Annotated in this window: 20 protein-coding genes; 15 read left to right on the top strand and 5 right to left on the bottom strand. The window is 49.1% G+C overall.

Going from position 1 to position 22,668, the window contains the following annotated elements; genetic code table 11:
- Nucleotides 1-205 precede the first annotated feature (205 nt).
- Nucleotides 206-1,330: an NADH-dependent flavin oxidoreductase gene (locus T3H97_RS02590; RefSeq protein WP_328801601.1), complete on the top strand. Its 1,125-nt coding sequence runs from the start codon at nucleotides 206-208 to the stop codon at nucleotides 1,328-1,330.
- Nucleotides 1,331-1,440: 110 nt separating this feature from the next.
- Nucleotides 1,441-2,028, top strand: a complete 588-nt coding sequence (locus tag T3H97_RS02595) for a GNAT family N-acetyltransferase (RefSeq protein ID WP_328801602.1) — start codon at nucleotides 1,441-1,443, stop codon at nucleotides 2,026-2,028.
- On the opposite strand, the gene T3H97_RS02600 is transcribed toward T3H97_RS02595, so the two are convergent.
- Both T3H97_RS02600 and T3H97_RS02605 read right to left on the bottom strand, forming a co-directional pair.
- Nucleotides 1,994-3,628 (bottom strand): response regulator transcription factor, encoded by a 1,635-nt coding sequence (locus T3H97_RS02600; protein ID WP_328801603.1) that lies wholly within the window; start codon nucleotides 3,626-3,628, stop codon nucleotides 1,994-1,996. The genes T3H97_RS02595 and T3H97_RS02600 overlap by 35 nt on opposite strands.
- A gap of 7 nt (nucleotides 3,629-3,635) precedes the next feature.
- Nucleotides 3,636-5,450, bottom strand: a complete 1,815-nt coding sequence (locus T3H97_RS02605; protein WP_328801604.1) for a sensor histidine kinase — start codon at nucleotides 5,448-5,450, stop codon at nucleotides 3,636-3,638.
- Nucleotides 5,451-5,658: 208 nt separating this feature from the next.
- Here T3H97_RS02605 and T3H97_RS02610 point away from each other — a divergent pair, with 208 nt between their 5' ends.
- The 3 genes from T3H97_RS02610 (at nucleotide 5,659) to T3H97_RS02620 (ending at nucleotide 8,895) form a co-directional block, all read left to right on the top strand.
- A complete protein-coding gene (locus T3H97_RS02610) occupies nucleotides 5,659-6,540 on the top strand; it encodes a carbohydrate ABC transporter permease (protein WP_025721893.1) in 882 nt (293 codons plus the stop codon).
- On the top strand, nucleotides 6,541-7,377 hold the full coding sequence (locus tag T3H97_RS02615; RefSeq protein WP_103046850.1) for a carbohydrate ABC transporter permease: 837 nt from the start codon (nucleotides 6,541-6,543) through the stop codon (nucleotides 7,375-7,377).
- Nucleotides 7,378-7,599: 222 nt separating this feature from the next.
- A complete protein-coding gene (locus T3H97_RS02620; RefSeq protein WP_103046851.1) occupies nucleotides 7,600-8,895 on the top strand; it encodes an ABC transporter substrate-binding protein in 1,296 nt (431 codons plus the stop codon).
- 82 nt (nucleotides 8,896-8,977) lie between these two features.
- Here T3H97_RS02620 and T3H97_RS02625 read toward each other — a convergent pair whose 3' ends face one another.
- Entirely contained in the window at nucleotides 8,978-9,517 is a 540-nt protein-coding gene (locus T3H97_RS02625; RefSeq protein WP_103046852.1) for a dihydrofolate reductase family protein, read from the bottom strand.
- 106 nt (nucleotides 9,518-9,623) lie between these two features.
- Here T3H97_RS02625 and T3H97_RS02630 point away from each other — a divergent pair, with 106 nt between their 5' ends.
- The 9 genes from T3H97_RS02630 (at nucleotide 9,624) to T3H97_RS02670 (ending at nucleotide 19,902) form a co-directional block, all read left to right on the top strand.
- Nucleotides 9,624-10,577 (top strand): helix-turn-helix transcriptional regulator, encoded by a 954-nt coding sequence (locus T3H97_RS02630; protein WP_328801605.1) that lies wholly within the window; start codon nucleotides 9,624-9,626, stop codon nucleotides 10,575-10,577.
- 157 nt (nucleotides 10,578-10,734) lie between these two features.
- Nucleotides 10,735-13,860, top strand: a complete 3,126-nt coding sequence (locus tag T3H97_RS02635) for a DEAD/DEAH box helicase (RefSeq protein ID WP_328801606.1) — start codon at nucleotides 10,735-10,737, stop codon at nucleotides 13,858-13,860.
- Between the two features lie 20 nt (nucleotides 13,861-13,880).
- Nucleotides 13,881-14,606: a phosphoribosylglycinamide synthetase gene (locus tag T3H97_RS02640; protein ID WP_103046855.1), complete on the top strand. Its 726-nt coding sequence runs from the start codon at nucleotides 13,881-13,883 to the stop codon at nucleotides 14,604-14,606.
- Nucleotides 14,607-14,757: 151 nt separating this feature from the next.
- Nucleotides 14,758-15,663, top strand: coding sequence for a M15 family metallopeptidase (locus T3H97_RS02645; RefSeq protein WP_103046856.1), 906 nt, complete (start codon nucleotides 14,758-14,760; stop codon nucleotides 15,661-15,663).
- Nucleotides 15,664-15,753: 90 nt separating this feature from the next.
- The gene (locus T3H97_RS02650; protein WP_258012326.1) at nucleotides 15,754-16,311 is read left to right on the top strand and encodes a hypothetical protein; all 558 of its coding nucleotides are present in this window, start codon (nucleotides 15,754-15,756) and stop codon (nucleotides 16,309-16,311) included.
- Nucleotides 16,311-16,649 carry a hypothetical protein gene (locus T3H97_RS02655; protein ID WP_023986799.1) on the top strand — a complete coding sequence of 113 codons (339 nt, stop codon included), beginning with the start codon at nucleotides 16,311-16,313 and terminating at the stop codon, nucleotides 16,647-16,649. Before T3H97_RS02650 ends, T3H97_RS02655 begins: the two co-directional genes overlap by 1 nt.
- Nucleotide 16,650: 1 nt before the next feature.
- Nucleotides 16,651-18,084, top strand: a complete 1,434-nt coding sequence (locus tag T3H97_RS02660) for a glutathionylspermidine synthase family protein (RefSeq protein ID WP_328801607.1) — start codon at nucleotides 16,651-16,653, stop codon at nucleotides 18,082-18,084.
- Nucleotides 18,085-18,179: 95 nt separating this feature from the next.
- Nucleotides 18,180-18,593 (top strand): DUF350 domain-containing protein, encoded by a 414-nt coding sequence (locus T3H97_RS02665; RefSeq protein ID WP_328801608.1) that lies wholly within the window; start codon nucleotides 18,180-18,182, stop codon nucleotides 18,591-18,593.
- Nucleotides 18,594-18,825: 232 nt separating this feature from the next.
- On the top strand, nucleotides 18,826-19,902 hold the full coding sequence (locus tag T3H97_RS02670; protein ID WP_328801609.1) for a Gfo/Idh/MocA family protein: 1,077 nt from the start codon (nucleotides 18,826-18,828) through the stop codon (nucleotides 19,900-19,902).
- 166 nt (nucleotides 19,903-20,068) lie between these two features.
- Here T3H97_RS02670 and T3H97_RS02675 read toward each other — a convergent pair whose 3' ends face one another.
- Entirely contained in the window at nucleotides 20,069-20,569 is a 501-nt protein-coding gene (locus tag T3H97_RS02675; protein WP_328801610.1) for an NAD(+) diphosphatase, read from the bottom strand.
- Between the two features lie 48 nt (nucleotides 20,570-20,617).
- Nucleotides 20,618-22,078 (bottom strand): MFS transporter, encoded by a 1,461-nt coding sequence (locus T3H97_RS02680; protein WP_328802766.1) that lies wholly within the window; start codon nucleotides 22,076-22,078, stop codon nucleotides 20,618-20,620.
- A gap of 164 nt (nucleotides 22,079-22,242) precedes the next feature.
- Here T3H97_RS02680 and T3H97_RS02685 point away from each other — a divergent pair, with 164 nt between their 5' ends.
- A complete protein-coding gene (locus tag T3H97_RS02685; protein ID WP_069290990.1) occupies nucleotides 22,243-22,665 on the top strand; it encodes a MarR family winged helix-turn-helix transcriptional regulator in 423 nt (140 codons plus the stop codon).
- Nucleotides 22,666-22,668: the final 3 nt, after the last annotated feature.

Consider the following 22,668-nt stretch of genomic DNA (forward strand, 5'->3'; position numbering starts at 1 on the left):
GAACAGTTTAGGGAAGGTCAGAAAGGATAGATTTGACTTTATAGTTGCGGATCATTATACTGTGGTTATTATAACCACTGTATTTAAGTAAGCAACAGTAGTTTGAGTTCGTTGTGGAAGGAAAACTGCATCGAATTCATATTCGGCTTCATGCTTAACAGCCTTATATTATCTGATCTGATTTAAACTGAAGGAGAGAGAACGAATGAACCCAAAATATAATTCTCTATTTGAAGCTTTTACCCTGCCATCTGGTGTTACGTTGAAGAACCGTATTACCATGGCACCTATGACTAACTTTGCTTCCCACGAAAATGGTGAAGTCAGTGACGAGGAACTGGCATACTACCGTGAACGCTCCGGTGGTGTGGGCGCGGTTATTACCGCTTGTGTGTATGTAACTCCAGATGGCAAAGGCTTTGTCAATGAGTTCGGTGCGGACAAGGATGAAATGATTCCGAGCCTGCGTCGTCTGGCGGATACGATTCATCAAGAGGGCGCAAAAGCGATCCTGCAAATTTATCATGGTGGCCGCCTGTGTCCACCGGATCAAATTCCAGATGGACAGCCGATCAGTGCAAGCGCAGTAGCCGAGGAAAAAGAAGGCGCGCCTGTACCGCGTGAAATGACATCCGATGATATCCACCGCGTCATCCGTGCCTATGGCGAAGCAACTCGTCGTGCGATTGAAGCAGGCTATGATGGTGTGGAGCTTCACGGAGCGAACGGTTACCTGGTGCAACAGTTCTTCTCCCCGCACTCCAACCGTCGTACCGATGAATGGGGAGGAAGTGTTGAAAAAAGACTGACCTTCCCGCTGGCGGTTGTTCACGAAGTGAAGAAAGTAATCGCAGAACATGCAAAGCGGCCATTCATCTTTGGATACCGCTTGTCTCCTGAGGAAGGACACACACCAGGCATTACGCTGGATGATACGATGGTGCTTGTAGACCGTCTGGCGGATCAAGGGCTGGATTACCTGCACATTTCCGTAAATCATTTCTTCGGTGGTTCGTTCCGTGACCGCAGTGACGAACGGTCACGTACCGTTCTTATCCATGAGAAGGTAGGTAACCGTGTGCCGATTATGGGAGTCGGGTCGCTGAATACACCGGACGAAGCGCTTGCAGCACTGGAGACAGGTGTACCGCTTGTATCGCTGGGACGTCCGCTTTTGATGGAGCCACAATGGGTTCAGAAGGTGCAAAACGGCACAGAAGATACCATTCGCACGACATTATCCAAGCAAGCCCAGCAGGAGCTAGTCATTCCTGACTACTTGTGGGGTGCGTTGACGACCCTTCCAGGCTGGATGCCTGTTACGGACTAAATTTTGAATGATGGAGATACCCTAGGCTGCTCTCATGCACCTGGGGTATTTTCCTGTCCTGTGAACGTGAACAATAATATAGGAATAACTCAGAAAGAAGGAAAATGACAATGTTACATAAAGCTAATGACGCGATTTTGATAAAGTCCACCCATCCGGGGCTACAGATTCGACTGTTACAAGTAAGTGATGCAGAACGTTTATTAGAGATCAGACGTGAAAATTTTGATTTCTTCAAACCGTTCGAGCCAGAACGACCTGAAATTTACTTTACGCTGGAAGAACAGGCGCGTCTGATTTCCAACGGTTTGGAAGCGGCACAAGCTGGACAGGGATATACGTTTGGACTTTTTTTGCCGGAAAATAATAAGCTGATTGGCAGAATGGAGCTGTCGGGTGTCGCTAGAGGCCCCTTTCAAAACGCCAATCTGGGCTACTTTGTAGATCCTGCATACCACGGACAAGGCTATGCCACTTCCGCAGTGAAGGATATTGTACGCTACGCCCTGAATGAGTTGGAATTACACCGTATTCAAGCTGGAGTAATGCCAAGAAATACGCCTTCCAATCGAGTGATGGAAAAGGCAGGATTTCGCCGCGAAGGGTTGGCTCTCAACTATTTGAAGATTAATGGTGTGTGGGAAGATCACATGTTGTATGCGGTCACAGCTGAGGATTTGCAGAATGGCGTCTTCTGAATTCGCCAGGCGTGACCCCCTCCAGTTTTTTGAACACCTTGCCAAAATATTTTTCATCCTGATACCCGACCATACCGGCAATATGATGAAGGCGCAGCTTGTCATTCAGCAGCAATAGCTTTGCCTTGCTCATCCTGATCTGACACAAATAGTCCGACAGATTAACCCCGTACTCCTGCTTGAATTTACGTGAAATATATTCCCGACTGAGATAAAAGCGGCTCGCCATATCCTGTAGAGAAATGTCCTCGTCATAGTGTGCATCCAGATAGCGGGCAATATCACGGATGGTCGGGTTGTTTGGGCTATGGCTTGGTGTAAGTGCCTGACCGGCTGCCAGCAGTCGGTTTTCAACCTGTCTTTGCCATAAGGGCAGGGAAAGCATGCCACGGTTGTCGATCGGCAATGCATGAATGGAGCCGGACTCATCTGCCAGTTCCTCGCCATCGGTATCTCCGGGTCTGTCATTCAGCCAGCGGGCCAGCATCCAGTCCAACTCCTGATTCCAACTGGCTAGCTGCTCTGCTGTCACCGAAGGCAGCTCGGCTACAGCTGCTATCCAGTGGCCTACCGCTATCGACACACGATTGGCATTACAGCTGAGCGCACTAAGCCGTAGCTCCTCTTCCATCTCAGGCAACTGGGGAAGACGAATGTTCTGCCGTGTCTGGGAACTCTGGTGCATCCAGTCGGCGGTTTGCAACACATCCCGTTTCCACAACGCTTGCCGTGCCTCTTGGTAGGCAGTGGCTGCCGCTATGGGAAAAGCGCCAAAAGAGCCATAAGAGCCAACCCCGATGTGCATGTAACACCGCAAAGCCGTTTTGATCCCTGTGTGAATATCCTGCAAGAGCAGCGGCCAACGAGATGGCTCGCCCCAATATAGCAGAATAATTTCGTCCATACGCTCCAGATGACGGAATGCAATTCCAGTTTGAGAAGTTCCAAGAAATTCGTTGCAGATGTTAATCAGGGAAAAGCTCAAAAGCGCACGACGCGTTTTATATTTGTCCAGTATATCGGCATCCAGCTGCGTGGTACTCATCACAGCTGCATTACATATCTGAATAGCTGCGGGAAGACGTAACTCCTCACGTAAGGGTGTAATGGAAAGAGGGGTACTCGCTATACCGGAAACGATCTCAGTCAGGAGCTTATCAGCATAGTGCGGCCTCATCCGGTTGACCTCCATGGCCTGCATCGTTTGCCTGTTCCGGTCTTGCTCCGCTGTCCGCCAGGCTTGAGTGGCTTTATTTAGAGCCTCGTTAATCTCCACTGGATCTACGGGCTTAAGAATATAGTCCATGCCTCCCCGGCGGATGACCTGTCGAACCAAATCAAAATCATCATAGCCACTGACCACCACAACTCTGGTTGCTGGGGAATTCACTTGAATCCACTCCATCAGTGCTACTCCATCCTTGCCGGGCATCCGCATATCCGTAAGTACAACGGGTGGGGAAAGGGCGGTAATGACCTCAATCGCCTGATCGCCCGACTCAGCTTCAATTACCTCGCTCACACCGCACGCTTCCCAATGCACGAGCATCCGAATGGCATGGCGTACATGCTTCTCATCATCCACAATCAGGACTTTCATTGACAGATCACTCTCCCTTAATATGAATTTCTGCAGGGGCTTCAGTGCGAATTTCGAGTGTAAAACGGACACCATGAGGCAGGATGTTGTCTACGCACAGGGTGTTAGAACCATCCTCCGAGTGAAGCTGAATACGCAATAGAACATTACGAAGGCCAATGGAATCCTGCTCGCTAGTGTCCGGCTCTTCGTAGGCTTTCAGCGGACGTTTTAACATATGCTGGAGCTGCTCCAATTCGGCCTGTGGAATGGAAGTTCCGTTGTTTTCCACGGTTATTTTCACAATGGCTTCCCGGATTCGGCTGCCTGTAATGCGAATTTCACCGGGCCCCAGCCGAGGATCGGCACCGTGTTTAAAGTAGTTTTCCACCAATGGTTGGAGAATCATTTTAGGCACCCGATCATTCAGGACCTCATCTTCCCACTGGTAAGTGACCTCTAATTGCTCACCGAAGCGTTCCTTTTGTAAATCAAGATATTGTTTTACATGTTCGGCTTCTTCCTTAAGTGTAACGACCGTATGGTCCCGCATGTTATAGCGTAGCATTTTGGCAAGGGAAGAGAGTAGAGAATAAATTCGCGGCACCTCATGCTGTAGAGCCAGGGTTCCAATAGACTGTAGCGTATTATATAAAAAGTGAGGATTAATCTGTGCTTGAAGCGCTTTCAATTGGTGTGTCTTGTTAGCCAGCTCCAGCTTGTATTCCTGCAAAATGAGGTTATTGATGGTATCCATCATCTGTCTGAAACGGCGCGACAGCACTCCGATCTCATCGTTACTCATGGCCCGAATGTCTACATCCAGCTGACCGGACTGAATCTGGTTTATGTAGCGAGTCAGTCGCTTAATAGGTTCCGTGATTTTTATCGAAATCCATAACGTGGCAACAATGACAAGTAGCAACGCTGCACCTGTAATGACCGCATTGATCTGAGTCAGGCGGGTAGCCCGTAAATACAGCGTACGATGTGGAATTTTCTTGACGAGCGTCCAGCCTGATAGGTTGGCATCCAGCTTGCCGTACACGTGCAGTGCCGTATCATCCTCAATCACTCCGTGCTCGCCTTCTTTAGAAATTCGATTGAGCAGGTCAGATTCCTTCCAGTGTGTTCCAATCGCTGCTTCTTTTCCGCTATATATGATTGTTCCGTTCCGATCGATCAAAAACAGCTCCTCTGTATCCGCATCATACAATTGACGGCAAATACTGCGCAGCGGCTCCAGATCAACATCTATAGCCAGTACCCCAAGCGTCTCTGAGGCAGGAATGTTCCGAATCGCCCGATGAAGTGTAAATACCTGCCGCTTTGTGCTGTGCTCCGCATAGGCAACCGCCGAAAAGCCGTACAAATGCTTCATGTGCGAAGGCTGTATGAATAGTCCGGAAGGGCCGTAATGAATAGAACCAGTAAAGGGCTCCAGTCGGAATTCCCGTAGCGGGACTGTACTGGTAATCAACGTGGATTGCCCAGCCTCAAAAGAATGCAAATACACTTGGTCAATGCCTGACGAAGCATTCATCATCGTTTGCAGGGTGGTGTAAATTTCAGCGACGGCCCGGTAATCATCTGGAATTTTGGCCAGATTACGCAGAAAATGGGGGTCATTATAGACTCCGATGGACGCGCGATTCAGTCCCTGTAAATAGTTATCCAGATTCGTAATTCCCTGAAAAATAAGCCGTTCATTTTCTTGTGTGGCCTGCTCCCGCAAGGATTGCTTGGTGAGAACGAAGGTCATAGTCATCGACAGCAGCAGCGGTAGAGTGACCGCAATGAGCAAAAACCAGATCAGGCGGGAACGAATACTGTGAAATTTCATGCAGTGAGCTCCTTTCACAATTCAAGGCAAGCCAGAGGTCAATATTTTCCCCCCTAATGGTTCACGATCCTACGTGTTCTCCAGAGCGCTTATTCGACATAATGAACATGTGAATCGCATATCCGTACGGCCCAAGCATCATGCTGCTGAAAGAAAGCCGTAAGGGAGCGTTCCAGACACCAACAGACAACAAAAGGGGGGGATCGGATTGAATCGCGCCAAGTCGTCGCAATGGCTCCAGCAATGCATTTTTGTAGGGCCGTCGACGTTATTTTTCGTTATCATTATTGTAATCCCTTTTATGCTCGGAATGTACTATTCTTTTACAGAGTGGAATGGGGTAGCCAATGAGGCAAAGTGGGTCGGGCTGGATAATTTCAGTCACATTTTATGGAATGATGACAAATTTGGGACAGCGTTCTGGTTTACGGTCCGTTTTACGGTGGTAGGAGTGGTGGCTGCGAATATTTTTGGCTTTCTGCTGGCGTATTTTCTAACCAAACCGCTGAAAACAAAAAATGTACTAAGGACCATCTTTTTTATGCCTAATGTGATCGGAGGTCTGTTGCTGGGCTTTATCTGGCAGTTTATTTTCGTCAAGGGATTTGCAGCAATCGGAGAGAGCACGAACTTGTCTTTCTTCAACCTGTCCTGGTTGGGAGATGAGATCACGGCCTTCTGGGGCATTGTAATCGTGTTTATCTGGCAAACTGCCGGGTATTTGATGGTTATTTATATCTCTTCCCTGACCAATGTGCCCCGCGATATGCTGGAAGCAGCCGAAATTGACGGAGCAAGCCGGATGCAAATTTTGCGGTCGATTATACTTCCTTTGATCATGCCTGCCGTTACAGTATGTCTTTTCCTGGCGATATCATGGTCATTCAAAATGTTCGATCTCAATTTGTCACTGACCAAAGGCGGTCCCTTCGGGTCCACAGAGTCGGTTGCACTCAATATTTACAATGAAGCGTTTGTGAATAATCGTTATGGGCTGGGAACAGCTAAAGCACTCATTTTCTTTATCATTGTTGCTCTGGTTACGAGCCTTCAGGTACGACTGACGAAAAGTCGGGAGGTGGAAGCGTAAATGGAAACAAGCAAACGCTACCGCTTTGGAACATGGGCGACCGAGATGGTGATGATCCTCGTCGCATTGTTATTCCTCGTCCCGTTTTACTTTTTATTCGTGAATTCGGTCAAAAGCTTTGGTGACCTGCTCACTGATTCCGCGGCCTGGCCACAAACCTTTGTATGGAGCAACTACGCTAGAGCGTGGAGCATCACGCGTTTTCCCGAAGCTTTATGGAATTCATTTGTAGTTACGGTAGTTAGTAATCTACTGCTCGTACTGATCAGCTCAATGGCTGCTTACCGAATGGTCCGGCGTCCGACGCGTTATAATCGAGTGTTGTTCAGCCTGTTCGTAGCTGCTATGGTCATTCCTTTTCAATCGGTGATGATTCCTTTGGTCAAGGTTGTAAGTACACTGGATTTAATGAACAGTATAAGTGGTCTGGTAATCTGTTATCTGGGATTCGGAGCCCCTATGTCAATCTTCCTCTTTCATGGATTCGTCAAAGGTGTGCCAGTCGAGGTGGAAGAAGCAGCTACGGTGGACGGCTGTACGCCTTACGGAGTGTTTTTCCGAATTGTGTATCCGTTGATGCTGCCGATGATGGTAACTGTTATTATTTTAAATACGCTCTGGATTTGGAATGATTATCTCCTGCCTTCTCTGGTACTGCAAAAGGCTGAACTACGCACGATTCCGATTGCGACCTATGCCTTTTTTGGACAATACACGAAGCAGTGGGATTTGGCTTTGCCTGCTCTGGTGCTGGGCATCTTGCCAGTCATTGTATTCTTTCTGGCCATGCAAAAATATATTATACAAGGTATTATGGCTGGTTCGGTCAAAGGTTGAGTGTGGCGATGAGCTGAAAATGTACACGGTGTGCCACTCCGCAAACGGGTGGTGCTTACCATCGCTGTTGCCTCCAGATTCCCCTGAATAAACGAATAAAGGTGGGAATCTAGAGACAAAGGCGAGCGCTATCGCTTGTTCAGCAACATTCCGTTTGCTCCGTTTCCACATGAATTTTTCGAGTTCATCTGATATGAATTTAGAATAGAAAGGAACATAAAAATGAAAACGCATACTTTTAAAAAGAAAGCTCAAGCACTAATCTTGCTTCTCTCGGCCTTTGCTCTGGTTTTGGCAGGTTGTAACAGCAGTGGCGGACAAAACGCAGGCAAAGAGGAAGTGAAGGAAAAAACAATTCACATTTTTCAGTTTAAGGTAGAGATTGCAGAAGCGCTGAATCGCATGAAAGCGGAATACGAAGCATCTCATCCGGGCATCAAGCTCGATATTCAAACCGTGGGCGGGGGCAGTGACTATGGTGCGGCGTTAAAGGCGAAGTTCGCCTCCGGGGAGCAGCCGGATATTTTTAACGTAGGAGGTTACCGCGAGCTGGATACGTGGCTGGAATATTTGGAGGACCTGTCTGACCAGCCTTGGGTTGGCGATGTGGTCGATGTCGCCAAAGAACCGATGACCAAAGACGGCAAGCTGTATGGCCAGCCGATGAATCTGGAGGGGTACGGCTTTATTTATAACAAGGATTTGTTCAAGAAGGCGGGGATTACGGAGACCCCTAAAACATTGTCCGAACTGGAGGGAGCTGCGCAAAAGCTCCAAGCCGCAGGGATTACTCCATTTTCTAATGGATATCAGGAGTTTTGGGTGCTGGGCAATCATTTGCTGAACGTGGCATTTGCCAATCAGCCGGACCCTTCGGCCTTCGTCAAAGGACTAAATGATGGAACAGCAAAGATTCCGGGCAACGCTGTATTCGCCGAGTGGGTTAAGCTGTTCGATCTGACACTGAAGTATGGCAATTCGAAGCCGCTCACGACCGATTACAACACGCAGGTAACGAACTTCGCCACTGGAAAGGCTGCCATGATGCAGCAAGGGAACTGGACTCAGGTCCAAATTGACGGAATTAATCCGAAGCTGAATCTGGGTATTTTGCCTATGCCGATTGGTGAAGACGCAACAGCCGGAGATAAGCTGTTTGTAGGTGTCGCTAACAACTGGGTGGTTAATAAAAATTCGACTGTCAAACCCGAGGCGAAGGAGTTCTTAAACTGGATGGTGACATCCGAGCAGGGTAAAAAGTATATCACCAAGGAATTCAAGTTTATTCCAGCGTTCAAGAGTATCGAAGGGGCAGAGGCTGATATGGGCCAACTGGGTGCGGAAGTGGTGAAATACAGTAAGGAAAACAAACTGTTGGGCTGGTTCTTTAGCCGCTATCCTGAAGGAGCACAGCAAGAATTCGGAAGTCAGATGCAAGCCTATGTGGCAGGTAAATCGGATGCCGGGAAGCTATTCGAGGATTTCCAGAGAACATGGGATAATTTGAAGACCAAATAATGAACAAAAGCACGCGATAAAGCCTTCATATTTCTGGGAGATTGCATGATCCTGAAATATGAAGGCTTTTCTGTAAACAAAATTATAAATGGTAATGGAGCAGAGCGATATCCCCGCGGCGTTCTATTTCTTTGAGCTTAAACGTACTTGGTAGCGTTCCTTCTGGAAATAACGGTATTCCTTGTCCAAGCACCTTGGGAATGATCGCAATGATAGCTTTCTCCAGCAGTCCAGCTTGTAAGAAGGCCTGGACTAACTGGCCTCCACCGACTAGCCATACCGCACCTTCCGATTGTTCTTGTAGACGTGGAACCAGTTCAGTCAGAGCTTCGTCCGTAAATGTAACATGTGGCGCTTGCTGTTGCTCCGTTAATGCTCGTGTGAGCACATAGCATGGCTTGCCAGCATAAGGGAAATCATCTGAGAGCTTCAATACTTCCTCATACGTCAGCCTGCCCATCAGCACTGTATCTACGGTGTCGTAAAAGTCGGCATATCCATTGTCCCCGCCATCCCCTTTAACATCATACAGCCAGTCCACCGAACCGTCCGGCAAAGCGATATACCCGTCGAGACTCATGGCAATATACAGCACAACTGCGTTTGATTTCAAATCCTCCATAGTTCATTCACTCCTTTCTATTTCCTAATGTTACAATGTATTTATGACATAGTATGTCGTAGTTAAACGGTCATTTTAAATTAATTTTTGATTCGAGGGGTACCTTATGAACGAACGCAGAATTGCTCTTATGAGGATACTGGATTCCCAAAAAAAATATACAGCGCGTGAGCTGGCTGAACGTTTTGGTGTCTCCGTCAGGACGATACAAAGAGATCTCGACTATTTACAGCAGACCGGGTTACCTCTTTATACCGAAATGGGTCCTCATGGCGGGTATCGGGCACTCCCCAATCGGCTTCTTCCTCCCCTTCATCTTGCTCGCGACGAGGCTCTGGGTCTTTTCCTCATGCTGCAACTGTTGGAGAACATTCCAGATATCCCTTTTGGCTCGGTTCGTGGACATTTATCCGAGCATTATTATGCCGAGCTTCCACAGGATGTGCAGGACAGTATTGATCAATTAAAGGAGTACATTTCTTTTCGTATGCTACCCACTCACGCAGAGTCACCCTACACCTCAATCATTTTGGAGGCTGCGCTGAATAAGCGCCGGGTGAACATGCATTACCGCTCCGCTTCCGGTGAAAAGTGGACTGAAGTATATCCGATTGGACTGTATTTTGATCACGGATATTGGTACATGCCTGCGCATAGCAGAGACCGCATCATTCTGTACCGTTCAGATCGGGTGATTACAATAACGATGCTGGACGAAACCTTGGACAGCCTTCCCACACTTCAGGAATGGTTGGCTTCGGAGGATTCTCGTATAGGAATTCCGTCCAAAATAAAATTTACCGCATTGGGTGCCAGGCTGGCCGGATCAGATGCCCTCTTCCAAAATGTTTTCCATCAAGAAGGGCAGGATCAGGAATGGCACGGATATATTCCGGTCGAAGAGTTTAGATATGTGTCCCGACTTTTGCTAAAGTACGGGCCAGAGGCCGAGGTCATATATCCGAAAGAGCTGCGGATGAGGGTCAAGGAATTGCTGCAAGACAGCCTGAACCCTTATCTGAAGGATGCAAAAGCAGATGATGAAGAAAAAGACAATTAATCCTGTAAATTGATTCTCTTATTTATAGTTAACCACATGAATATTTAAGGTTATTAACTTATGACTTTCCATTTATTTTTGTGATAAAGTTTTGAAAAGAGCCCGTTTTCGTATATGATGAAGAGTAATAATTCAAAAGGCTGGACGGGAGACAGATATGAATCAACCGCTTTATGGAATATGGCTCGGAGATGTGTTTTTTTGCTTTTCTGGTGAGACGTCGGAACCACGTATCGATGCGTGGAGCAGTGTAATCCGCAAGCTGACGCTAAAGGGGGACCTTCGGCCGTTTCGGCAGGCTGCGTTGCGTCTTGCTGAGGTACGGATACCGAACACTGCTCGTGTGGAAACCGCGGGCAGAGGTGGCAAAAGACGTTCCATGCTGGGGCGTACATTGGAGGGTTTGGCGCTGGAACCGCGCGAGACGATGGCGCTGCTGACCCGCATGGACGAGAAGGGCTGTGCGGCATCGGGCATTACGCTGGGCGAGGAAATGCAATATTGGCAAAAAGCCGCTTATTTCGCGCTAGAGCTGATGCAACGGGGCGAAATTGCGCCATCGCTTACAGAGGCGCGTCCATCGGGACCGCGTCGTCGTGGTCCGGAAGCGGCTGTCGGGGTGTGGATTCCTCGACTGTGTCAAGAGGAGGACATACGCCGCTTTCATGAGCTGGCTGCTGCGATGCCAGCTGTTTGTATGGCGGCTCCGGCCGTGTTCGCGGGTAAGGAGCCTGAAACACGCGAGGATGCAGCCGGAATCGTGCTGTACTCCTTCTTGTGTGCGGTCATCCATGCCGAAACGACCGCGGTGCTGGCAGCATCAGACCGTGAGCTGGGTCGATATCGCGCAGAGTATCGGCGCGGAGGATCGCCGCTGGCGGAGCTATGGTGGAACAGTCTGCTGACAGGTTCCCGGCCGGTGGCGATTCAGGGAACGCCCGCGGAGATGGAGGAGCTGGTCATTCAAGCGTCCTCTCTTGAGGGAAGCGCAATGCCTGTCACGGAACGGGAAGACAAGGAGCCGATAGAAGGGCAACTGCGGTTGTGCCTTCGTTTGGAGCCTTCCCTGGAAGAGAGTGTCAAGGATTGGCACATTACCTTTTGGGCAGAAAGCGATGCTGAGCCGGGGTTGAGACTGCCTGCTCTGGCACTGTGGGCGCATCCTGAACGTGATCTGGTTCGCGGCGGAATTGTATATCGTCAAGTGCAGGCGCAACTGCTAATGAGGCTCGGACAGGCGGCTGAAGCGGCACCTATATTGCAAGAAGCGTTGAACCGTCCTTATCCCGAGGGGCTGACACTGGAGCCAGAGTTGTTCTTCCGCTTCCTGACGGAAGCCGTTCCCGCATTACAAAAGAACGGTATCACCGTGCAAATGCCTTCACGCTGGAGCCGGGAGGGCCGAAGACGTGCAGGCTTGCGGCTCAAAATGCGTTCGACAGAGCAGGGTGCCAAGCCAGATGGTGTGATTGCCGATACATCGTCTGTCGGCATTAACCGCATGATTTCGTTTGATGCCGAGGCTGTGCTGGGTGATACGACTTTGACGATGGAGGAACTGGAAAGCATCGTCGCAGCCAATTTGCCGTATGTGCGTCTAGGAGGGGAATGGATCGAGGTCGATCCCAAGGAAATCCGTCAGGTGCTGCGCTTTATCAAGCGCGGGGAAAACGGTGAGATGAGCTTGTCCGAATGGATGCATCTGGCTGCAGAAAATGAAAGTGCAGGCGAGGCCTCATGGAAAGGCTTGTCCATCTTTGGCGCGGAATCGGCCGGATTGCTTGCGTCTTTGGCTGAGGGCGGCGTACTCCGTTCGGTAGAGCCGCGGCCTGTGCCGGAGACACTGCACGGCGCATTACGGCCCTATCAAGAGCGCGGCTTTCAATGGCTGGCTGCGATGCGCGGATTGGGCTTTGGCGTCTGCCTTGCGGACGACATGGGGCTTGGTAAAACGATTCAGGTTATCACCTGCCTGCTCGACGGTGGCATCGGCGCAGATGATCAACGTCCGGCGTTGATCATCTGTCCGACGTCCTTGCTCGGCAACTGGCAGCGCGAGTTGAAGCGCTTTTCACCGGATTTGTCACTGTATATTCACCATGGCAACCAGCGACTCCACGGCGAGCTGTTTCAGGAAAGTGTACGTGAGTATGATATCGTCCTCACTACCTATCATTTGGCGGGCCGGGACGGCAGCGATTTATCTGCGGTATACTGGTCCTCTATCGTGTTGGATGAGGCGCAATATATAAAAAATGCACGAACAAAGCAAGCACAAAGCGTCATGAAGCTGTCTGCTCCACACCGGATTGCCATGACAGGTACCCCGGTAGAAAATCGCCTGAGCGAGCTGTGGTCTATTTTTCAATTCCTGAATCCAGGTTACCTCGGTACGGCGTCTTCGTTCCGCCAGCGTTACAGTCTGGCGGGAGAAGAGCGGGGGTCCGCGTTGCGTGAGCTTCATCGCCTCGTCTCCCCGTTCATGCTGCGTCGACTCAAAAGCGACCCAGATATCCGCAAGGATTTGCCAGAGAAGCTGGAGTTGAAATCCTACTGTGTACTGACACCAGAACAGGCCGGATTGTATCGGGGCGTGGTGGATCAATTATTGGGAACACTGGATGGGCAGATCGGTATGGCTCGCAAAGGGCTTGTTCTGTCTTCACTGACCAAGTTGAAGCAGATTTGTGACCACCCGGGTCTGATCATTCCGGGTCGGGCTGATAGTGGTAAAACGGAAAATTCGGGCAAAATGGAGCGACTGCTGGAATTGGTAGAGACGATTCGCGAGAACGGCGAATCGGCGCTGATATTCACCCAATATGTGTCGATGGGAGAATTGCTGGTCTCACGGTTGGCCAAAATCTTCGGGGAAGAGCCGTATTTTCTGCATGGAGGACTGGCGAAAACCAGACGGGATGAAATTGTTCACAACTTCCAGCAGGGGGGAGGCCCGAATATATTCGTACTTTCCCTGCGTGCAGGTGGCGTGGGTCTGAACCTGACACGTGCCAGCCATGTCATTCACTATGACCGCTGGTGGAATCCAGCAGTGGAAAATCAGGCGACGGACCGTGTATTCCGTATTGGTCAAAGCCGCAATGTACAAGTGCACAAGCTGATTTGCCAAGGTACACTGGAGGAGCGGATTGACGAGCTGATCGAGAGCAAAAAGGCACTTTCCGAGCAGGTTGTCGGCTCCGGTGAACATTGGCTCACCGAAATGTCTGATGATGAATTGCGCGGTCTGATTGCGTTACAAAATGATGTATGGATTGAGTGAGCAGAGAAAGGATGAAGGCGATGACGAGGCCGCGAGTGAAGCTGAAAGTAACTGACGGTCAATGGATAGCGGAATTAGACGGACATGGGCTGGAAGGCGAATCAACGGGTGTATCTTCCACACATACTGTCCAATGGACTGGCCCAGCGCCTGTACTGAACCCCGAACAGCGAAAGGCATGGCTGGAGCAGCTAAAAGCAGATCCTTTGGACATCTACCGTTTTTTGCAAGGGGAAACCTGTCTATCGCTGGATGAGATCGTTCAGCTAGCAGCTGAGACAGCCACTTCCAGCATGGAGGATGGCGTGGGTGTAGTCGACGATGTGAAGAAAGCTCTTCAAACCGGTCTGGAAAGCGAGCCGCAGACCTGTCTAGAACTGATCGGAATGACACGGGAAGAGCTGCTGGAGTACGTATTCAGTGCTTGGGCCGGAGAGTTATCCCATGTGCAGGGGACATCCCCCGCGCTTGAGTCTACCTCGCGGCCAGAGGGCGGACGTAGCGGATCGGCAGCGATTAGCGAATGGATTGCAGAGTCTGCGGCGGAAGGAGCATTGCATCGTCCCGGTGCGGGCTTTCATGCGATTGAGATTCGTCTGCCGCAGAAGCTTGCTTCTAAGAAGGAAGCGGATATTACAGCTTTGCTGCCGGGTTTACCCCGTGCGGAAGAGGCGTTGAAACTCATACGTGAACGAGTAGCCGAGCGGGCCCGAGCTGTAATCCCACAAAAACGTCATACTCCGTAACAATTCGAGTATATACTTCCTTTTTCGAGTCTATTCGCCTTCATCGAACGGGATAACGGCTTCGAAGAGTGCCAAAAGTTCAGTTACAATGGGGAAACGGAAAAGTCACAGCAAGTCATGCATCAAATGCATTATTGGAGGAGATACCAGCATGAAACGACATATACAACAGACGCGAGCATCTAAGCGCTGGACCAAAGCGCTCATTCCGGGGCTGATCCTGCCAGGGCTATTACTGGCAGCCTGCCAGCAGGGAGGATCAGGTGGACAGGAAAGCGAGCCGTTGAAGTCATCTACAGCGGTGCAGGAGAATGTACAGCCTTCCGCCCAGCCGGATGCGGGCAATGGCAGCACTAGCGCTGGACAAGCCTCTGCGGGTACAGAAAGTGGACAGGCCGACCCTGTGATGGCGTTGCGAAGCCAGAGTGCACTGCAAGCCACGGTTAAGGAAGAGGATGGAACCGCGATCGTCACCAATGCGACTTCTGATACAGTCGTTGTGAACAAAAAGCGCAGCTTGCCTGTAGGCTATGTCCCCGATGACCTGGTGGAGCCGCAGGTGCCTTTTTCCTTCGAGGGACCGCATGAAAAGCGGCATTTGCGTAAGGAAGCGGCAGAGGCACTGGAGAAGCTGTTCGACGGTGCGGAAAAAGACGGCATTGAGCTGCGTGCGGTATCGGGATACCGTTCCTATAAGCGTCAGGTATCTATTTTCAACAACAATGTAAAGACAAAGGGGCAGGAGTATGCCTCTAAAGTTAGCGCTGTACCGGGTACGAGTGAGCATCAGACAGGTTTGTCCATTGATGTATCCAGCCCAAGCGTAGGTAATGCGCTGGAGCAATCCTTCGGAGCTTCCAAGGAAGGCGAATGGTTGGATAAACATGCACCGGAATACGGATTTATTATTCGTTATATGAAGGGTAAGGAAGATGTGACCGGCTATGTGTACGAGCCTTGGCATATCCGTTATGTGGGAATAGACATTGCGGAGGATGTAGCCAAGCAGGGGATGACGCTGGAGGAATATTTCGACGAGAACAATATCAAGCTGTAGCAGTGAAAACCAAGCCGTAATCCTAGAGATTGCGGCTTTTTGTCGTGTTTTTCTTCCAAATTGAACCTTTTCAAGGTAGAATCTCGTATAGTGAACGACGACAGAAGCGCTTTGATTTGTTGCAAACCTCATGGCAGAAGCGTACAGGAAGGGAAGGGAATCATCATTTATTATTCATTGACGTATCGCGAATGGTCGGAAGACACTCAAAAGGAACTGCGCAGCCTGACACGGGAATCCGTATCGGGAGATGAGCTGTTTCTACGCAAGCTTGTAGACGCTACGCGTCTCCATGACAAACTATGGTCGCATATATCGAATGAAAGTGAGGAACATACGGATCATTCCGTCTATGTGACTGAATTTACAGGGGAACGGGCAAAGCCTTACGGTGCGTCCATCACAGACCTCGTGCTTGCCAGTGAGGGAGGTTACACTTCCACATACAGTGCAATGTATTGGATATGGCATGAACCTGCATTCCGTAGTATGGATCAACGGGAAGGCTCGGTATTTACTTTGGAGCTAGCCCAACGGCTATTAGATCACTATACAGTACTGGGTGGCAAAACCTATGAATTTATATATTCGGTACTGGACCCTCAGCTGAAAAAGGTACATCTGTTTGTGAAGGAGGTCGATCTGTGATGGAGCATTCTTGGGAAAAAATGAAATCCAAACCAGGCTCTCGTACACGGATGGCGGCCTTTGCTCTGATGTTGGCTGTCCCGGCTGCTCTGACGGGTTGCGGTGACGACGAGTATTATGACTGCGATGAGCTTCCTGTATCGGAGCAAACGGCGTGTCGGGATTCAGGCAGCAGCGGGTATTACTATGGCGGATCGACTTATTATAGTGGGGGCTCCTCATACCATAGCAGTCGTTCATCTTCCAGCTCATACCGCAAAAGTTCATCCTCATCTTCCAGCTCACACAGCGGTTTTGGCAGTAGCGGCTCACGCAGCGGCTTTTTCTCTGGGGGTTAAAATGAGCATGCGTACGATTAGGCAATTGCCTTATGAACATGATGAGCTTTTTAAGGGTGAAATCAGCCGTATCATCCCGTATCACCGCATGTATGGCAAGTCTTATTGCGTGCCGGCCTTAACGGTATATCGGGAAAGCGAGCTGGCAGAGCTTCAGGTTGCTTCTGAGGCGGTACATCGTATTTATCGCAAGGTTCAGCAATTCGTTCAGCGCTATATGCCGGATGAATACCTGGTGGAACGGTTGGGGATTCATCCGGGCTTGCTGCGTGCTGCACGTATGGAGGCCGAGCCGGATGGGATTACCCGCCAGGACTGGATTGTGGGGGAAGCGGGTATCAAGTGCATTGAGAATAACACCGATACCCCAACCGGGATACCCGAGGTGGCTTATCTCGAAGGAAAGCTGCTGGAGGTGCTGAGTAGGAATGGAATGTCGGAGGATGACAATGCACTACATGGACCCTCATCTGGAATGGACGAGGCGATTCAGTCTGCCTTGACGGAGCTCATTCATTTTTATAGCCGCAAGGGATTAGGGACAAAGGTGTATTTTGCTTGCTATGACTGGCACATCGAGGATCAGACGAACACCAAATATATCATGCGTTTATGTGAACAAGCCGGGTTTGAAGTCGTTTATGCGCCTTTGGAAGAATTGGAGATTATCCCGAATGAAGGATTGTATCACCGGGGAGAGGAGATCCACATTCTCTATCGCCTGTATCCGCTGGAGTATCTAATTGATGACCGGGAGGAGAATACGGGGCTTGAGGTGGGGCAGGTGCTAATGGATATGGTGGCAGACGGGAAAATAGGATTAATCAACCCGCCGCAGCATATCATTACCCAGAGCAAAGGGTTCACCGCAACCGTGTGGTCACTGTATGAGCGCAATGAGCAGACACCAGAGTTCTGTGGCTTTCGTTTGTTTGACGATCGCGAGCTGGAGGTGATACGAACCTACCTGCTGCCTACGTATTTTGAACCCTCGGTGTTTATGCAAAACAAAGAGCCTTATGTGGCCAAAGGTATATGGGGTCGGGAGGGTAAAGGGACGCACTTGATTGAACATCCTCAATCCGAGGAGATGCTGAAAGGCACCTTGGGAGAGGTTGAACCTGCGGAGACTGAGAACCTTGATCCGCTTCACCAAGCTGACGCTCCACGAATGCCTGAGCAGGAGGAAGCTGCACATATCGCTGCTTATTACGAGGGACAGCCTAAGATTTATCAGCGGCTGTGGCCGATGCAGAGCGCAAAGGTACAGACCGACGAAGGACTATTCCACGGCTATGTGCTAACAGGCATATTCGTGATTGGGGGGCGTTTTGCGGGTGTCCTGCCGCGAATCGGTGAAAAGGTGACAGGTGATATGGCCTACTATTGCGCCGCCGCCGTTGCCACCGCACCTCCTGATCCGCACGTTATATAAGCTGAATTAAAAAATGTACAATATTCGAACATATCTGTTCATTTTCACAAGTGAGGATTTTGCAAAATCCTGAAGCAGCATAAGGAGGAAGAAAATTGGAATCTCATATCAGTTTGGGCAACGCATTGGGCAATGTAGGTATCGGCCTGCTTATCCTGTTTGCCATCTTAATCGTAGGTTATTTTGTGTTCAGCTTGCTGACACGTTATAACGATAATCAAGAAATCGCACGCGGCAATGAGGCGGCAGGCATCTATATGGGTGCAAAGCTGCTAGGTCTGTGTATCATCGTGGGGATGGTGTCGTACAGCAGTCATTCATGGCTAGATATGCTGACCTGGTCAGCTGTGGGCATTGTAGTGCTGTGTCTGGTCTATGTGATTTTTGATCTGGTGACGCCGCGTACCAAGGTGTGCGAGGAAATTGCCAAAGGCAATGTAGCTCTGGCACAGCTGCTGCGCTCGGTCATCGTCGGGGTGTCTTTTGTGGTAGGTACATTTTTGATGTAGTCGACATAGAGAAGGAATACCAAGGATCTGCAATACCGGACAACGGAGCTGCAGATCCTTTTTTTATGGAACATTGTATTCACTGCCCGGCATCAGAATGTTGATTTGAAGGTTGCAACGATCACTTCCTGTGGGGACTATTCTATAAAGCAACGGGTGATACTGCATAGCAAAAGGAATTTGCTACAGAGCTCAAACCAAATAGAAGAGAAGGGAAGGGAATTCTGAACATATGAGTACCTCCACTGCCCCAACCAAACAAATTCGGATGGGTATCATTGGCCTGGGTCTTATCGCTGAATATCACATAAGATCACTGCACACCATCTCTGGGGTATCTATTGTGGCCGTTAGTGATGTGAATCCCCATCGCCTTCAAGCCATCGGAGAACAATTGCAACTGCCTGCTTCCAAGCGGTACTCCCATTATGAAGCATTAATCCGTGACCCAGAGGTAGATGCGATTCTGTCGCTGACACCCAATGATGTGCATTTTGACATTATTCGTATTGCGCTGGAAGAACACAAAGCTGTACTGGCAGAAAAACCATTGACTCTCACATGGGAGGAAGCGAATCGGTTGAAAAAGCTATATACAGCGAATCCGGTGCCTTTGCTGGTTCACTATAAGCATCGCTACGGCGCGGCCTTCCAATATACCAAGCAACTGCTGGATGAGCAAAAGCTGGGTAAAATCTATAACATTCAATTTCGTTATCTAATGGATGCATTTGCGCCGTATCGTCAGCATCCGTATACATGGCGTCACAATTTAGCCAAGGCTGGTTCTGGAGTAGTGGGGGATACAGCCTCACATATCATTGATCTGGCCCGTTTTTTGGTGGGTGAATTCAAAAGTGTCGCAGCGCTGCTACATACCATTACACCCGAGCGGCTCGATCCGATCACGGGCCTGCCTGTAAAAGTGGATGTGGAAGATCTCGCTGCCTTTCATGGCATCGTAGGCGATAATACCGTGGGAACCTTCATTACTCATAAAAATGCCATCGGCATACGGCACGATATCGAAGTCGATATCTATGGAGAACTTGGTACGCTACACGCCAGCCTCAATAATCCGGAAAGTATCCGAATCGTACTGCGTGATCTGGAACATCCGGGTGCCGAATACGAGACTTGGGCTGTCCCTGCAATCTATAATCATACGGCCTATGGAGATTTTGTTGAGCTGGCAAGGGGAAAGTCTGTGGATCGAGCTCCCATGTTCGAGGACGGCTACAAAAACCAGTGGGTACTTGAAAAAATACTGCAATCCTGGAAAGAAAATGGACGTTTAGTAGAAATGTAGGGATGTGAGGGGAGTCGCTGAAATTCCAGCAATGACAAAAAGTATAAACATGCTGTTCCCCGCAAGAGGGTTCCTTGGAAAGAGCGGCCATCTTGCGGTTTAGCAATTCAATATATCTGTAAAGACATCTTTTTCATCATGTTCGCATCGCCACGCTTATATCACTTCAAATGAATCCTGCCTCAATCTTTTCAATAATGGTCAGTAAGAAGGATTCAGCTAAGCTGTTTTTCAAAATAGCTTGCTTGGCTTCCTCCAGTGTAAACCAACGTGCTTGATCTACCTCCGTACTAAGAACATCCAACTGATCGTCATTCACAATGGATACAAAATTCAGCATCAGTGTATTGCTTCGTTCAAAATACTCGCTGCGCATATATTGATACTCATCGACTTGTAAGCCTACTTCTTCCTTCACTTCACGCACCAATGTCTGCTCGGCGGATTCACCCTTGTTCACATAACCTACCAATAAAATGAAGGCCTGAATATTGTACTGCTGTATGAGCAGCACCTTATCTCTCTGACTATTCAATACAGCGGTACTGATCGCAGTGCTGAATATCGGGAAACGAAAGAGCTGGCATGTATGACAAAAGGGGATAGGGCCTTCGCCTTCACACTCCTTCACCATCAATTTTGTTCCGCATTCATAGCAATATTTCATGTAAGCTCCACCCTTGTATCCCATTTTTAAAATTGGAAATGTTGCTCTTTATCCCTTTTCTTGCTGCGTTCTTGCCCGTCTAGCCCCGATCAGCCGCCAGCCTGTTAACAATGCCGCCACAAGACAGATGGACGCGGACGTCATAAAGACTACATGCATGCCTGCCAGAAAAATTTCTGGATGACCCGGGACCAAGCCGGTGACCCGATAACCAGCCTCTTTACTCATAATATAAAAGAGGATCGATGTGGCCAAAGTAATCCCCACAACCATACCGACGTTGCGAACCAGCGAATTGACACTCCCGGCTGAGCCAAGCTGTGTGCGGGGTACTGTAGACATAATCAGCGAGTTGTTCGGCGATTGGAATAAACCACTGCCAATGCCCAGCATGGCAATCCACAGACCCACGAGCGGGATGGAGCTGCCTGCATGCAATTGGGCCAATCCAATCTGGGCAATAACCATAACGACTAGCCCGGCGAATGTAAGCAGTTCAGATCCGATTTTATCGGAAAGCGCACCGCTGAGAGGGGCCACAATAACCATCGAGATGGGGAGCAGCATCAGCAGGAACCCGGCATGAAAAGGCGACAAGTTCAGCATATTCTGCGCATAGAAAGGCGAAATGATGTTAAAGCAAAAGTTAGCGACGAACACCAGAAAAGCACACAAAATACTGAGCGAAAATAACGGATTTTTGAATAGCGCGAGCTGTAACAGCGGCCCAGGACGACGAAGCTCCAATCTAATGAACATGGCAAAAGCAACTACTGCCACCACCAGCGAAGCAACGATACGTTTGTCGCCATACCCGACCTGCTGTCCCAGCAACAATCCGACGAACAAAGTGAGAATAAAAATAGCAAATACCAAGCTACCGGGAACGTCAATTTTATCTTTCACCTTGATCAAATCCTTCGGCAGAAGCTTCCAGCCAAGAAAGACAGCGACCAGCCCTACCGGTACATTGACCCAGAAAATGTACTGCCAGCCCAGCGACGAGACAATAATACCGCCCAGGCTTGGCCCGGCGATACTGCCCAGAGAAACGAAGGTTCCAATGAGGCCAAGTGCTTTGCCCCGTTCATTGGACGGGAAGATATCTGTCACGATCCCCTGGCTGTTCGCCATGGTCATGGACGCTCCAAATGCTTGAATAATGCGGGAAATCAGCAGCATAGAGAGCGAAGAGCTAAGACCGCAGAATAGGGAGCCAAGAATGAATACGATTGTGCCGATTTTGAATATTTTGATTTTACCGACGATATCTCCAAGCTTGCCAAAAAATAAGATAGCGGTACATATCGCCATTAAATAGGCGGTTGTCACCCATTCAATCTGTGCCACGGGTAAATGTAACGTGCGAGACAACACAGGAAGAGCGATATTGACGATGCTTCCATCCAATGTGGACATAAATGTAAACAGATTCAAAACAATTAAAATTAGCCAACGTTTCTTCTGGACTTCGATATTCTCTTGATAGGTTGTAGCAGTTGAACTCATCATTACACCTCGTTATCGTTAACAATTTCTATTTAGTTGCACGCGCAACTAAATGAACGGTTCTAGTGTACAGCAAATTAGTTGCGTGCGCAACAATATTGTTGTAAACTTTGCTTTGGTCCCAACTGGGGATTTGCCATTTTCAAGCCAATGAGGTGTAGTTGATGAGAAAAAAACCGATTGGAAAGCTAATTTCCCACTTGTACCGTCGAAATCAAAAAATACTGTCCAAAAAACTGGCCCCTTACGGAATCGGCAGTGGAGGACAACACAGCTTTTTAAAGCTCATTTTGCAGCGGCCAGGCATTACACAAGAGCAGTTGACGAATGAACTTAAATTTGACAAGGCAACCACGGCACGCTCTGTAAAACAATTGGAGGAATCAGGCTATATTGAACGGAAAACGGACCCAAATGACCGCCGTTCCTATCTTGTATCTCCCACGGCCAAGGCGTTAGAGTTTGCCCCTGTCTTACAAGGAATATTGGATGAGCTCAATGTCAGCCTTGTCCATAAACTATCCGAAGAGGAAGAGGATCTTCTTATCGACTTACTGCAAAAGATTAGTATAGACCCTGACGAATAAACA

Origin of the sequence: Paenibacillus sp. LX16, from assembly GCF_036252815.1 — a bacterium.
Classification (GTDB): domain Bacteria; phylum Bacillota; class Bacilli; order Paenibacillales; family Paenibacillaceae; genus Paenibacillus; species Paenibacillus polymyxa_B.